This is a genomic window from Lentibacillus salinarum (genome assembly GCF_042679865.1).
Classification (GTDB): domain Bacteria; phylum Bacillota; class Bacilli; order Bacillales; family Amphibacillaceae; genus Lentibacillus; species Lentibacillus salinarum.
In genome coordinates this window covers 22,440-35,638 of sequence record NZ_JBHTNH010000003.1, presented here as the reverse complement: position 1 = coordinate 35,638, position 13,199 = coordinate 22,440, and the positions used below count along the sequence as shown (strand labels likewise).

General features: G+C 44.5%; 15 protein-coding genes. 10 read left to right on the top strand and 5 right to left on the bottom strand.

Going from position 1 to position 13,199, the window contains the following annotated elements:
• The first annotated feature begins 101 nt into the window (after window positions 1-101).
• From mbcS to ACFQ4A_RS03405, 8 genes are all read left to right on the top strand, one after another.
• A complete protein-coding gene (gene mbcS, locus ACFQ4A_RS03440; protein ID WP_382397605.1) occupies window positions 102-1,685 on the top strand; it encodes an acyl-CoA synthetase MbcS in 1,584 nt (527 codons plus the stop codon).
• 518 nt (window positions 1,686-2,203) lie between these two features.
• On the top strand, window positions 2,204-4,336 hold the full coding sequence (locus ACFQ4A_RS03435; protein WP_382397603.1) for an ATP-dependent Clp protease ATP-binding subunit: 2,133 nt from the start codon (window positions 2,204-2,206) through the stop codon (window positions 4,334-4,336).
• Between the two features lie 284 nt (window positions 4,337-4,620).
• A complete protein-coding gene (locus ACFQ4A_RS03430; protein WP_382397601.1) occupies window positions 4,621-5,487 on the top strand; it encodes a ComEC/Rec2 family competence protein in 867 nt (288 codons plus the stop codon).
• A gap of 74 nt (window positions 5,488-5,561) precedes the next feature.
• Complete coding sequence (locus ACFQ4A_RS03425; RefSeq protein ID WP_382397968.1) at window positions 5,562-6,407, top strand: SPFH domain-containing protein; 846 nt, start codon at window positions 5,562-5,564, stop codon at window positions 6,405-6,407.
• Between the two features lie 13 nt (window positions 6,408-6,420).
• Complete coding sequence (locus tag ACFQ4A_RS03420) at window positions 6,421-6,600, top strand: toxin-antitoxin system HicB family antitoxin (RefSeq protein WP_382397599.1); 180 nt, start codon at window positions 6,421-6,423, stop codon at window positions 6,598-6,600.
• Window positions 6,601-6,839: 239 nt separating this feature from the next.
• Entirely contained in the window at window positions 6,840-7,217 is a 378-nt protein-coding gene (locus ACFQ4A_RS03415) for a GntR family transcriptional regulator (protein WP_382397597.1), read from the top strand.
• Window positions 7,207-8,061: an ABC transporter ATP-binding protein gene (locus ACFQ4A_RS03410; RefSeq protein ID WP_382397595.1), complete on the top strand. Its 855-nt coding sequence runs from the start codon at window positions 7,207-7,209 to the stop codon at window positions 8,059-8,061. Before ACFQ4A_RS03415 ends, ACFQ4A_RS03410 begins: the two co-directional genes overlap by 11 nt.
• A gap of 3 nt (window positions 8,062-8,064) precedes the next feature.
• Window positions 8,065-8,772, top strand: coding sequence for a hypothetical protein (locus ACFQ4A_RS03405; RefSeq protein WP_382397593.1), 708 nt, complete (start codon window positions 8,065-8,067; stop codon window positions 8,770-8,772).
• A 203-nt stretch (window positions 8,773-8,975) separates the two neighbouring features.
• On the opposite strand, the gene ACFQ4A_RS03400 is transcribed toward ACFQ4A_RS03405, so the two are convergent.
• Window positions 8,976-9,308: a hypothetical protein gene (locus ACFQ4A_RS03400; protein WP_382397591.1), complete on the bottom strand. Its 333-nt coding sequence runs from the start codon at window positions 9,306-9,308 to the stop codon at window positions 8,976-8,978.
• Between the two features lie 53 nt (window positions 9,309-9,361).
• Complete coding sequence (locus tag ACFQ4A_RS03395; RefSeq protein ID WP_382397589.1) at window positions 9,362-9,778, bottom strand: helix-turn-helix domain-containing protein; 417 nt, start codon at window positions 9,776-9,778, stop codon at window positions 9,362-9,364.
• A 159-nt stretch (window positions 9,779-9,937) separates the two neighbouring features.
• On the opposite strand from ACFQ4A_RS03395, the gene ACFQ4A_RS03390 reads away from it, so the two are divergent.
• Window positions 9,938-10,234, top strand: coding sequence for a hypothetical protein (locus ACFQ4A_RS03390; RefSeq protein WP_382397587.1), 297 nt, complete (start codon window positions 9,938-9,940; stop codon window positions 10,232-10,234).
• 153 nt (window positions 10,235-10,387) lie between these two features.
• Here the strand turns inward: ACFQ4A_RS03390 and ACFQ4A_RS03385 are convergent, their stop codons facing one another.
• Both ACFQ4A_RS03385 and ACFQ4A_RS03380 read right to left on the bottom strand, forming a co-directional pair.
• A complete protein-coding gene (locus ACFQ4A_RS03385) occupies window positions 10,388-10,513 on the bottom strand; it encodes a YfhE family protein (protein ID WP_382397585.1) in 126 nt (41 codons plus the stop codon).
• A gap of 61 nt (window positions 10,514-10,574) precedes the next feature.
• Window positions 10,575-11,465, bottom strand: a complete 891-nt coding sequence (locus tag ACFQ4A_RS03380) for a TIGR01777 family oxidoreductase (protein ID WP_382397583.1) — start codon at window positions 11,463-11,465, stop codon at window positions 10,575-10,577.
• A gap of 118 nt (window positions 11,466-11,583) precedes the next feature.
• Here ACFQ4A_RS03380 and recX point away from each other — a divergent pair, with 118 nt between their 5' ends.
• Complete coding sequence (recX, locus tag ACFQ4A_RS03375; protein WP_382397581.1) at window positions 11,584-12,396, top strand: recombination regulator RecX; 813 nt, start codon at window positions 11,584-11,586, stop codon at window positions 12,394-12,396.
• Between the two features lie 13 nt (window positions 12,397-12,409).
• On the opposite strand, the gene ACFQ4A_RS03370 is transcribed toward recX, so the two are convergent.
• Complete coding sequence (locus ACFQ4A_RS03370) at window positions 12,410-13,069, bottom strand: SDR family NAD(P)-dependent oxidoreductase (protein WP_382397579.1); 660 nt, start codon at window positions 13,067-13,069, stop codon at window positions 12,410-12,412.
• Window positions 13,070-13,199: the final 130 nt, after the last annotated feature.

The following is a 13,199-nucleotide window of genomic DNA, read 5'->3' as shown; positions in this document are numbered from 1 at the left end:
TAAAATGTCGAATGCTGCCAATGCAAGGATTACAATTATTTATTTAAATTTTATATAAATTCTGATATACTAACCCTACACTTAAGGATTGGAGTGATAGGATGAACAAAGCGGATTTAATGGCGCCGGCGGATTATAATATCGTCTCGGAAATGGATCGATATGCAGCCCAAAGCCCGGATAGAAACGCTATCATCTGGCAGGATGAAGAGGGCCATTCGAAAGCGATAACCTATGAGCAACTGATGGGGAATGTCAACAGAATTGGTAACGTTTTTACGGAAAATGGGCTGACAAAAGGCGATAAAGTGCTTGTGATGATCCCCCGACTGATTGAAGCCTATGAAACCTATCTCGCTGCATTAAAGGTCGGCATGATCGTGGTTCCAAGTTCGGAAATGTTGAAGACAAAGGATTTACAGTACCGGATCAGTCACGGTGAAGTAAGTGCGGTGGTCAGTTATGATCCGTTCGTTGACGAATTTACCGGTGTCAATGAATTCGATCAGTTAACACTGTTTTCCGTCGGGGAAAAAGTCGATGGCTGGCACCATCTGGATGAATTGAAGAACAAGGCATCGGGTCAGTTGGAGATGGCTGATACATCCCGCGATGATATTGCCTTTTTATCGTATACATCGGGCACAACCGGAAACCCGAAAGCAGTCGTACATACACATGGCTGGGGATATGCCCACCTCAAAACGGCGCCTGAGAATTGGCTCTGTATTAATGAAGGTGATAAAGTGTGGGCCACAGCCGGACCAGGCTGGCAAAAATGGATCTGGAGTCCGTTTTTATCGGTGCTTGGATCAGGCGCCACTGGCTTTGTCTATCATGGCAAATTTGATCCAAAGACTTATTTGGGGCTACTGCAGGATGAAGCGATTAATGTATTATGTTGCACACCAACCGAGTACCGGCTGATGGCGAAAGTGGATAACCTGGATGACTATCAGCTGCCTGTGCTACACAGTGCCGTATCGGCCGGAGAACCGCTGAATCGAGAAGTGATGGATACGTTCCACGACTACTTTAAGGTGACGGTTCGCGATGGTTATGGTCAAACCGAAAATACATTATTGCTTGGGTTTATGAAAGGCATGGACGTCAAACCCGGGTCAATGGGCAAACCAACGCCAGGAAATGATGTAGACATAATCGATGAACACGGGCAGCCGGTTCCGGCCAATGAGATTGGTGATATTGCTGTGAAATTGGACAGCCCGGCGTTATTCAAAGAATATTACAAAGATCCGGAGCGGACGAAAATGTCCCAGCGCGGGGACTATTATGTGACAGGTGATCAGGCTTCAAAGGACGAGGACGGCTACTTCTGGTTTGAAGGCCGCAGTGATGACATCATTATCAGCTCCGGTTATACGATTGGGCCGTTTGAAGTGGAAGATGCCCTGGTCAAACATCCATTTGTCCAGGAATGTGCGGTCGTAGCCAGTCCTGATGCGGTCCGCGGCAATATCGTCAAAGCCTTTATTGTGCTGCAGGATGGCATCAATCCTGATGACCCGGATTTGGTCAGGAACCTGCAGGACCATGTAAAAGACCTGACCGCTCCGTATAAATACCCGAGGAAAATTGAATTTATCAATGAACTGCCGAAAACAACGTCAGGGAAAATCAGGAGAGTAGAACTGCGGGAGAAAGAAAAGGAAAAGGTCAAATAAAATTTAGGGTCAACACCAAAATCTAGGGTTGAAATATATGAATAAATATGGTATTACCAACTAGATAGCGGAGGAAAAACACGTAGACTCCTGTGGGAAAGCGCAGTGTAGACTTGAGCAGAAAAAAGCGAACTTCTTTTTTCGAGGAGGCTGAGCTCGGGGCCCACGGAAAGCGTAGTGTTTTTCCGTAGCGATCGCTATCATCAAATTAAATTTGATTTATCAACCATAGATTATGGTGAAGAGCCAAAATTTAAAGTGTATTTTTTAATGGGCTGTCCTATGTTTAGGGTGGCCCTTTTGACGTTAATAGTGATAGTGAAACCTATTAAGATCTCGTGAAAAAGAAGTGCAACCCCCGTATACAAAGGGTTTTCCAGGAAATTATTTTTTCGAAAAAAATTAGGCAACCCCCTTGAAAGTCAAAGAAGGTCAGAGTATAATAAGAATCAAAGGTCAAAGATAGTCAAAGTCAAACCTTTCAACAATCTATTTATGAAAATAAGGAGGAATCACATATGCAATGTCAAAATTGTGGTACTCGTCCAGCATCCATTAACGTCGCAATGCAAATCAACAATGAACGAATGAATATGCATCTATGTAATCAATGTTTTCAGGAAATCCAGGGCAGCATGATGAATGGTGACTTCGGTCAAGGCCAGCAAGGCGATTTTGCTAATAAATTTTTCCAGGGAAATGGTCAGCAAGGTCAAGGGTTCACCGGAACGAAAACACAGCAAGGAACCGGCAATGGTAACGGTTTACTTGATCAACTGGGCAAAAACGTTACCAACGCTGCCCGTGCTGGTTTGATCGATCCGGTTATCGGCCGTGACACCGAGGTGAAACGTGTGATTGAAACACTGAACCGCCGGAACAAAAACAATCCGATCCTGATTGGTGAAGCTGGTGTCGGGAAAACAGCGATCGCCGAAGGATTGGCGCTGAAAATGACGGAAGGCAAAGTGCCGGCCAAACTGATGGATAAAGAAATTTATCTGTTGGATGTCGCATCACTTGTTGCTAATACAAGCATGCGCGGCCAGTTTGAAGAACGGATGAAACAGCTTGTTCAGGAATTGCAAGAACGGCAAAATGTCATCCTATTCGTCGATGAAATCCATCTGCTGGTTGGCGCAGGTACCGCCGAAGGTTCACAAATGGATGCCGGCAACATTTTGAAACCGGCATTGGCACGCGGTGAACTGCAACTGATCGGGGCAACCACACTGAAAGAGTATCGTCAGATTGAAAAAGACGCTGCCCTTGAGCGTCGTTTCCAGCCAGTGATGGTTAAAGAACCATCCGTGGAAGACGCTATCCAGATCATGAGCGGTATCAAAGATCGCTATGAAAAATTCCATGAAGTCCGCTATTCCGATGAAGCGATTCGCGCATTCGTGACACTGTCACAACGCTATATCCAGGACCGCTTCCTGCCGGATAAAGCAATCGACTTGATGGATGAGGTCGGATCACGTTTGAATCTCGACAACGCGGAAAAAGATTCGGATACCATCCAAAACCGACTGGATGAAGTCGTCCGGGAAAAAGAAGCCGCTGCTGAAAAAGAAGATTACGAAACGGCAGCACACCTTCGTTATCAGGAAATCCAGCTGCAAAAACAACTGGAAAAAGCAAAAGATGAAGAACAAGTTGTTGATGTGGACATTTCCGATATTGAATTGATTGTGGAAGAGAAAACCGGTATTCCGGTCACGAAGCTGCAAGCAGATGAACAGGAAAAGATGCGCAATTTGGGTGAACATCTCAGCGCCAAAGTTATTGGTCAGGACGAAGCAGTACAAAAAGTGGCCAAAGCCGTCCGCCGCAGCCGTGCAGGTCTGAAATCCAAATATCGCCCAATCGGTTCATTCCTGTTTGTCGGCCCAACAGGTGTCGGTAAAACCGAACTGACGAAAGCACTGGCTGAAGAATTGTTCGGCACACGTGACAGCCTGATTCGTCTCGATATGAGTGAGTATATGGAAAAACACGCCATATCGAAAATCATCGGTTCACCACCAGGATATGTCGGCCATGAAGAAGCAGGTCAGTTAACTGAAAAAGTCCGCCACAATCCGTATAACATCATTTTGCTCGATGAAATTGAAAAAGCACATCCTGACGTGCAAAACATGTTCCTGCAAATCATGGAAGACGGGCAACTGACTGACTCACACGGCCGCACGGTCAGCTTTAAAGAAACGGTTATCATTATGACCAGTAACGCTGGAACAGGTGAAAAACAAATCAATGTCGGTTTTAACCGTGACGAACATGATGCTGTGTCAACCCTGGAAAACTTGAGTGCTTATTTTAAACCTGAATTCCTGAACCGATTTGACAGCATAATTCAATTTAATGAACTTCAGGAAGAAAGCTTGTTGCAAATTGTTGATTTGATGCTTCACGAGCTGGAAGAAACCATTGAAGAAAATAATATCTCCATCTCGATTACGGACGCTGCGAAAGAAGAACTTGTCCGCCTTGGTTATGACCGCCGCTTTGGTGCACGACCACTGCGCCGCGTCATCCAGGACAAAATTGAAGATCAGCTGACCGACCTCATTCTGGAAGAAGAATCGGTTGAAGCTGTCAGCGTCGATGTCAACGATGGCGAGATTGTTGTTGGAAAAATGAAATAAAGTGAATCTACAATCAGTATTGTAGATAAGAAAAGGAAGTCGCTGACTCTGGTCAGCGGCTTTTTCTGTCTAAAAATGCCGTCGGAGCGGGCGAACTTCAGCCCGAACTTCAGCCGAAGAAAGAAATCTTTACCCCGAATGGACAAGTATGGACATGAGGAAATCGGCGTACACTAAAACGTCAACCTAGCTTCATCCTAAGCTAATATTTTCGCCACTCATTTCGCATAATAGAAATTCCAACTTCAAAAACTAAAAGCAACCAGCTATAAAGGATGTTTATCATGCAACGGTATATTAGTATATTGACTGTAATTCTCATCATTTGCTCTTTTATCAGTTTGCCAGCCGTATACGCTGAACAGCAGCCGAATATGGATGTGCATTTCATCAATGTCGGTCAGGGGGACAGCATGCTGATCCAAACCCCATCCGAAAAAAATATCCTGATTGATGGTGGTCGTCCGGCTGCAGGAAAAAAAGTCACCGCTTTTCTTAACGAGCAAAACGTGGAGAAACTTGATTTAGTGATTGCAACACACCCGGATATCGATCATATCGGCGGATTGCCGGAAGTCATGAAATCATTTAATGTGGAAAAAATTATGGATACCGGAAAAATCCACTCCACAAGAACATATGCCAGGTATGTTAGCCGAATTTTGGAACAGAAGATTCCGATTGAAATTGCCGAACAACATGAGCTGATTAAAATTGATCCTTATTTAAAAATTCGCGTGCTGAATACCCATAACAGCTCGCAATCGAATAATGCATCATCCATCGTTCTGAAGCTCACGTTTAACCAAATGGATTTTCTGTTAATGAGTGATGTCGGAAAAGAGCAGGAAAGGCGCTTGATGGAAAAGTATGATCTGAATTCGGAAATCGTGAAAGTGGCCCACCATGGTTCCCGTACCAGTACATCGCTGGAATTTTTACAGGCGGTCAACCCGAATGCTGCTGTGTTGACTTATGGCCAAAAGAATGAATACGGGCACCCGGTCGACAGGGTCATGGAAAATTTGCACAAAGTCGATACGACGATTTATCCAACGGCGATGTTTGGCGATATAACGGTCCGGACAGATGGCAAAGGCTTCATTGTGTTTCATGAAAATAGTCCGATGACCCGGTTGAAAGCTGGATAAATATTTACAAAAATAAACAAAACTGATATCATAATAATATGTTGCCAAAAAGATGGGGAAGGTGTGTCAATGTGATACGTGAAAAAGATGCCTGGATGATGAATGGTTATGTTGGAATACTGGCGATCGCTGTCCTTGTTGCGGTTACGGTCATGAGTTTTCTGGAAGGGCACTGGATTATCGGTGCCATCGCACTTGTTGTTGCGATTGTACTAGGAAGCGGTATCACGGTTGTTCAACCGAACCAAGCGGCTGTTGTGATTTTTTTGGGAAAGTATATGGGAAGTATTCGCAAGGAAGGCATTGTGATTACGGTGCCGTTCTCGGTCAGACGGATGATTTCACTGCGTGTCCGGAATTTTAACAGTAGCCGATTGAAGGTAAATGACGTCAACGGTAATCCGATCGAAATCGCGGCGGTTATTGTCTTTAAAGTCGTTGATGCCGCAAAGGCGGTTTTTGAAGTGGATCGGTATGAAAAGTATGTGGAAATCCAGAGCGAAACAGCGATCCGTGCTGTCGCCACCCAATATCCATACGACACGTTTACGGATGATGAAATGACGTTGCGCGGTAATGCGGAGGAAGTATCGGCACAATTGGCGAAAGATTTGCAGAAGCGGCTGACAGTGGCCGGCGTCGAAGTGCTGGAAACACGCCTGACACATCTTGCTTATTCCACAGAAGTCGCTCAGGCAATGCTACAGCGGCAGCAGGCGAGTGCTATTATTGCCGCACGCAAGCAAATTGTCGAAGGGGCCGTCGGAATGGTAGAAGATGCGATTGCTCAGCTGGAGAAAGATGGTGTCGTTGATTTGGATGAGGAGCGGCGTGTGACAATGGCCAATAATCTGCTCGTTTCCATTGTTTCGGAAAACGGCACACAGCCTGTCGTGAACACGGGAACACTTTACCAGTAAAAAGAGGGTTAAGATGGCTCAAAAAAAGCATTTCCCATTACGGATAGACCCGAAATTATATGAGATTCTCCAGGTCTGGGCTAAAGATGAATTCCGGAGTGTCAACAGTCATGTTGAATTTTTACTCCGAGAATCAGCCAAAAAAGCAGGCCGATTACCAAAATCACAGGATAAAAAAATAGGAGAAGACTAGTTGAGCTCCGCACTGGTTAAAGTGCGGAGTATTTTTATGCCCGTGCAATGAAATGGCTGAATGATTTCGGAAAGCGACCTTCACTATCATTTGAAGCGGCCAGATGTAGCTTAAGAAGTAAACATAAGATAACACAGTCACAACGTCTATAAAATTTTCAAAAAATGATTGACAAACAGCAACTAACGTTATATGGTTAGTTACATAAGTAATTAACCAATTAGCTAAGGAGCCTCATTATGAAATTGCAATTGGATGAAAATAAACCCATTTTTGTGCAGATTAAACAACAACTAGAAGACGCGGTTATTAATGGCACAATCAAGCCGGGTGAACGTGTTCCATCCACAAATGAATTTGCCAAATACTATCAAATCAACCCGGCGACGGCAGCGAAAGGCACCAATGAGCTGGTGAATGAGGGTGTTTTAGTAAAACGGAGGGGTGTCGGAATGTTTGTGACCGAAGATGCCGAATCGATTTTAATCGAGAAGCGGAAGCAGACGTTTTATGAACATTATGTATTGCCATTAAAAGATGAAGCGGCGAAATTAAACATTAATAAAGATGAACTGCTGGAAATGGTGAACAGGGAGGGGAAAAGGAATGAAAATTGACGTTGAACATGTAACGAAAATTTATAAAGATACGAAAGCGCTGGACGATGTATCATTCACGTTATCAGAACCAAAAATCTATGGACTGCTTGGGCGTAATGGTGCGGGGAAAACAACCTTCATGGAGATACTGTCTGGTCACATTTTAGCGTCAGATGGTGAGGTTCTGATTGACGGGGAAAATCCGTTTGATAATCAACGCCTGACGGAATCGATTTGTCTGATTAAAGAAGGCGATAATTTTAAAAAGGATTTAAAAATCAAAAATGTGCTGCGGATTTATGCTTACTTTTACCCGACCTGGGATCAGGAACTAGCTGATGAGCTGATCCGTGAATATAACCTGAATCCGAATGCGAAAGTGAAAGCTTTGTCAAAAGGGATGGCTTCAGCACTCGGCATTATCGTTGGTCTGGCAAGCAAGGCGCCCATCACTATTTTTGATGAGCCATATATCGGGCTTGATGCCGCTGCACGCAAAACGTTTTATGATATTTTACTGGAAGAATATCAGGCCGAGCAACGCACGATCATTTTTTCGACCCACTTAATCGATGAAGTCAGTTTGATGTTTGAGGAAGTGCTCATTTTGCAAGATGGGAAACTTGTCATGCAGCAGCAAGCTGACGCGCTGCGTGATAATGCTTATGCGGTTTCTGGAGCTACTAAGGATGTTGAGACGTTTATCGAAGACAAGGAAGTCATTCAGAGCAAACAGCTTGCCGGTATGATGACGGCATATGTGTATGGAAATATGGAGCAGGCAAAATCAGCCGGTCTGACAGCTGAAGGCATACCTATACAAGAACTGATGATTTATTTGACGGAAAATAAGGGGGCATAATCAATGAGCAGACAGATAAAAGGATTGCTTTATTTCTACGGATCGGATCTTCGTTACTCATTGATGGTTTTTTGGATGATTTTACTGGCAATATTAGCTGTTTCATTGGCTTTCACGTATTTCCTGGCAGGATTGAATGACGGCGACACATTTTTCACTTTCAGCCTGACCGGACCAATGTATGTCTTTTGTGCGATAGTGGGATTTTTGACCGTGAAGGATTCAATGCCGTTTGCTATTAAAATGGGAGCAACGCGCAAAAATTTATTTGTCAGCACTGGCATATTCTTTCTCATTCTTTCGTTCGCAATGGCTATTGCTGCCACTATTCTGCAGGCGTTGGTCATGGCTTTAATGAACACAACAGGGATTGATCTGTTTACATTCCTCCATCCTGCATATTTCGTGGATGATACTTGGTACACACGCATTCTCATTGATACGTCGATCATGTTTTTCTTAATGGCCGTGTTGTTTATCATAGGACTGCTGTTCTATAAATATGGTCTGGCAGGCGGTGGCAGTTTTCTTGGCGCGCTGCTGGTTATCAGTCTTTTAGGAATCGCACAGGGCTGGCTCATTAATTTCGCTATTGATGTATTTACGGGAATTGATCTCGGATTCTTTTATCGGCTCCTGGGCATGGCGATCGTAATTTATGGTATATCTTTCGTTTTTTTAAGAAGGATTACGACAGTTAAAGTCAGATAAATGGCATTGATGATTTATCCCGCATGTAACTGGCAGTAAGACCCCACTTCAAGATGAGAGGTGAAGTAAAATAAGAAAAAGGGCTGGTTGCTGCCAGTCCCTTTCTTATATGATAGGAATATCTATCACTAATAGTGACGTTTTCAATGCCGAAATCGGCTAACTCGCCGATTTCCTCAAGTCTGACTTCCGGCCTCTGACCTCTAGAAAGACGAGGCGGGAGCCGAGTTTTTCTTACTCTGCCATTTGAGTGTATAGACGGAAGCAACAACCAGTACCACAATCATGATAATCGTAACGATTGCTGTACCAATTAAATCAGATGGAGCGCTGCCGGTTACGAGCATTTGCTGACTATAGTCGGCGATACGATTCGGGCTCCACGCGCGTATGTGGGCAAAAATCGTTGTGATGACGCCCAGCAGGACAACTGTCGCAAACGTTAAAAATGCAACAAGACCGGGTGTTTTAAATAAAGTACACTTTTCAAAAGAAAACTGGCACTTGTCATATTTTTTAATGATAAGTGCCAGCATCGGAGCCAGTAATAGACGGTTAAAGTCAGTTTAAACTTAATTTCCAGGCTATGCTATATTTTATCGACATTTTCAATAAAGTGATCCAGCATGTCATGAACGATCCGCTGCTTTCGGGCTGGGAGATTTCGCATACGGAAAACCTGCTCTTTAAAGAAAGGATTCTCCATCATGTATTGCACAAGCTCCACTGCTTCCTCGTCAAACGACCTCGCTTTGGAACTGTATATCCGCTTGAAATCCTTCAGCAGATCTTCGCGGAATGAATGATTGCCGACGATGTGATCGATTGTGACATCGAACAGTTCACTTAATTTGACCAATGACTCCGTATCCGGGATGACTTTATTTGTTTCCCATCGGATGACAACATAGCGGGAAATGTTCAGTTTATCCGCCATTTTTTCCTGTGTCCAGCCATTTTGTTCACGCAACAACTTAATATTGTAGGCAATTTTCTCCAGGTTCATGATTATCACACTCTGCTCATCGCTGAATAAATGCACCCAAGTTTTCCCAAGGGTAATTAAATCCTATCATGATTAAGTGTGTGAAAGGCTAAACTGTTGTGCCTATTTCGCACATATAGTAATATGTTCTTAACTAGAACTTATTTGGGGCTGATATGTATGGTGAGCTGTCTAATTCTATGTCATAAAACGGTGACAAGTTTAACGAAAATCATGATGTTGCGGGCGACATTTCATGAAGACGATTTCGAAATCCACGTGGTTGGGGGAAATACGGTCATCATTTATTTGTGGAATGTGGAGAAAACGGTTATCCTTCAGGCTGCACTGGTATTTGAAACGGCGTTAATTACGACCGGATTCGGGTTTGCGACGCTTAAACGGGATGCGCTGAGCCGAGCAAAAAGAATGCTGGATGATCCACAACGTTATCAACAATCATATGGGCTGGCATAAAGTGATCAACAGACATATCCACATTATACACAAGGGATGGCAGGGTTACCCACTGACTGACTGTTAATAAGTGACCTTTCTGTGGAGGGGTTTATACGAGTTTGTTAACAACTTTGTGGATGCTTGTGGACAAAAGAAGAGGAAACCGCCACTCTAATGGCGATTTCCTCTTTGGGATGCTTGTTTATACGTCTTGTCGGCACGTCTGAATGCTTTTTGATAAAGGACTTCCTGCGTTTTGGACAAAAATCGTTCTTGTTCGATTGGTTTCTTTGGCATTCATATCCCTCGCTTTACGCATAGGATTCCCCTATCTGCGTAAACTATACAAAAAAGCTGTTCATTTATTTTCAGTTGCCTGGAGAGCCTCCTGCAGATAAGGGTAGACGAATAAATAACCATGTCTCTGTGCTTTTTTTGGTAAAACGAATTGACCATTGGCGATAAGCAGACGCATTTCCCCGATCACAGTCCTGACCATCAAAGTGGGAACCGCCAGCCAATTAGGCCGGTGCAGGACACGTGCCAGGACCCTAGTGAAATCTTTGTTCCGCTTTGGATGCGGTGCAGTCACGTTAACAGGGCCGCTGATATCATCATGAAGCAGACACCATTGGATGAGACCGACGACATCATCAATGTGTACCCAGGATAGCCACTGTTCACCATTACCGATTCGACCACCGGCAAATAGCCTCATGGGCAGTTTCATGAGAGGAAGCGCACCCTTCTCGCCCAAAATAACGCCAAACCGTGTATAAACGGTGCGGATGCCAAGACTCTCCGCCTTTTTGGCTGCCTGTTCCCACGCCACAACGACACTGGCCAGAAAATCATTACCGGGTTTTGTCGTTTTTTCGGTAAATATGTGGTCCTCGGAAGTTCCGTAAAACCCTACCGCCGATCCACTAATAAAGACATTCGGCTTCTTTTCCATCTGTTCCATCATCCAGATAACCCGACTAGTGGTGTCAATCCGGCTATGGCGGATCGACTCTTTTTTCTTATCCGTCCAATAACCGAATAATGAATCCCCGGCCAGATTAATCACTGCCTGAATTGCCGGCAGCCCATCAACCGGGTGATCATAGCCGATGAATGATGTTTCGTCGGTATCAGTATGTTCTTCTGGTGAACGCGTCAATATGTAAACATGATGGTCTTGTCCGGCCAATGCTTTTGTAAGGTGCCTACCCACAAAACCGGTTCCACCGGTAATCATGATATTCATAGTGCTCACTCCATTCCGTTCCGTTATAGTTTATTCCGCACCTGTTATGTTTAGTCCAAACGTTCTGATGATGGCTGTTTTCGTGGTATAATAGGGGGAAAAAGGAGGGGGGAATCCAGTGCCAAAAATTTCCCGGATTACGACACAGAAAAAACATAACGACCGTTACAATATTTTTCTGGATGACGGCAAGGGTGAGAGGTATGGTTTCAGTGTTGATGAGGCAGTGTTAATCGAATATCGCCTGCGTAAACAGATGGATCTGGATGAAGCGACGATTGATGCGTTGATCCGACAAGATACACGACATAAAAACTATACCCTTGCCATCAATTTTTTAAGCTATCGGATGCGGACGAAAAAAGAAATTAACGATTATCTGGTGCAAAAAGAGGTGGATGAGGAACAGATCACCCACATCATGAACAAGCTCTCGACTGAAGGACTGATTGATGACAGGCAATTTGCTGACACATTCGTTCGCACGCGGCTGAACACGTCAAGCAAGGGCCCTAAGCTGGTTGAACAGGAGTTACGGCAAAAAGGTGTCGACGGTATCCTTGCCGGAGAAGCGGTAGCCGTGTATACATTCGATATTCAATTCGAAAAAGCCATGAAATTGGCGGAAAAAAAGCTCACCGCCGGACCTGTTAAGGCATTCCGGCAAAAAATTCAGCAGCTGCAGGGAACACTCATGCAAAAAGGATTCTCTGGCGATGTTGTTCAGGCTGTGACGGCTGAACTTCAGGATCACCAGGACGATGATACCGAATGGGAAGCACTCGTTAAGCAGGGTGAAAAGCTGCTTCGCAAACACCAGCAGAAGCTCAGCGGTATTAAGCTGGAACAGAAACTGAAAGAAGCCCTATATCGCAAAGGCTTCACTATTGATTTGATTAACCGGTTTCTGGATGAGAATCGGGAGGCATAATCTAAACAAATGCCTACTGGTCAATGACAATTTCGTTCCGCCCGTCATCTTCATTGAAAATCTGCTCAGCGACAACGTCAGGTCCTTTAAGAACAGCAGGATCGTCTATGTGGTCTGACTGATCCCAGAATGGCGTATTCATGCCGCCCATGTAAACAGCCGTTATCGTAATCGGCTCATGTTCCCATTCTTTTTGCAGGCTTTCCGTAAAGCCTTTGACGGCAAACTTACTGGCACAATAGATCGACTCACTGACCTTCCCGCGCAGACCGGCTGTGGAAATGATCGTTAAAACGCGGCCTTTGCTTTCATGGATTAATGGCAGCGCCGACTGAACACACAGGATTGTACCTTTGACATTGGTATGTAATGTTTTGTCGATATCGCTGACGGTATAATCCTCTAACGGGCCGAAAATTCCGATACCAGCATTATTGATGAACACATCCAGTTCCCCGATTTGCTGAAAGGCAATGCTGATCGACGCCGGCTCCTGCACATCACAGAGGATCACTTCCGAGTGCCCGCCATTGTCCCGAATTTCCTTTTGGACCAGATGCAGTTTCGTATCATCCCGCCCAAGTAAAAAGACTTTATCATTATTTACCGCATATTTCAGGGCAAGCGCGCGGCCGAGACCACTCCCGGCCCCCGTAATAGCTACTGTTGACATTCTGTATCCCCTCCAGGAAAATAAGCTCTGATGATTTCTATTTTCCTAAACTGTTGATAAAATGTAAACTGATAAAGTGAAACTTCAATCAGTGGGGTGGTATTCCCCACTGATTGTTAGTTGAACCGAA

What these genes read in the sequence shown, in the direction of transcription:
- ACFQ4A_RS03400 (WP_382397591.1), bottom strand. Translation starts at nt 9,308, where the DNA reads ATGCTGGCACTTATCATTAAAAAATATGACAAGTGCCAGTTTTCTTTT.
- ACFQ4A_RS03385 (WP_382397585.1), bottom strand. Translation starts at nt 10,513, where the DNA reads ATGCCAAAGAAACCAATCGAACAAGAACGATTTTTGTCCAAAACGCAG.
- ACFQ4A_RS03395 (WP_382397589.1), bottom strand. Translation starts at nt 9,778, where the DNA reads ATGAACCTGGAGAAAATTGCCTACAATATTAAGTTGTTGCGTGAACAA.
- ACFQ4A_RS03390 (WP_382397587.1), top strand. Translation starts at nt 9,938, where the DNA reads ATGGTGAGCTGTCTAATTCTATGTCATAAAACGGTGACAAGTTTAACG.
- ACFQ4A_RS03430 (WP_382397601.1), top strand. Translation starts at nt 4,621, where the DNA reads ATGCAACGGTATATTAGTATATTGACTGTAATTCTCATCATTTGCTCT.
- ACFQ4A_RS03420 (WP_382397599.1), top strand. Translation starts at nt 6,421, where the DNA reads ATGGCTCAAAAAAAGCATTTCCCATTACGGATAGACCCGAAATTATAT.
- mbcS (WP_382397605.1), top strand. Translation starts at nt 102, where the DNA reads ATGAACAAAGCGGATTTAATGGCGCCGGCGGATTATAATATCGTCTCG.
- ACFQ4A_RS03370 (WP_382397579.1), bottom strand. Translation starts at nt 13,069, where the DNA reads ATGTCAACAGTAGCTATTACGGGGGCCGGGAGTGGTCTCGGCCGCGCG.
- ACFQ4A_RS03405 (WP_382397593.1), top strand. Translation starts at nt 8,065, where the DNA reads ATGAGCAGACAGATAAAAGGATTGCTTTATTTCTACGGATCGGATCTT.
- ACFQ4A_RS03380 (WP_382397583.1), bottom strand. Translation starts at nt 11,465, where the DNA reads ATGAATATCATGATTACCGGTGGAACCGGTTTTGTGGGTAGGCACCTT.
- ACFQ4A_RS03410 (WP_382397595.1), top strand. Translation starts at nt 7,207, where the DNA reads ATGAAAATTGACGTTGAACATGTAACGAAAATTTATAAAGATACGAAA.
- ACFQ4A_RS03415 (WP_382397597.1), top strand. Translation starts at nt 6,840, where the DNA reads ATGAAATTGCAATTGGATGAAAATAAACCCATTTTTGTGCAGATTAAA.
- ACFQ4A_RS03435 (WP_382397603.1), top strand. Translation starts at nt 2,204, where the DNA reads ATGCAATGTCAAAATTGTGGTACTCGTCCAGCATCCATTAACGTCGCA.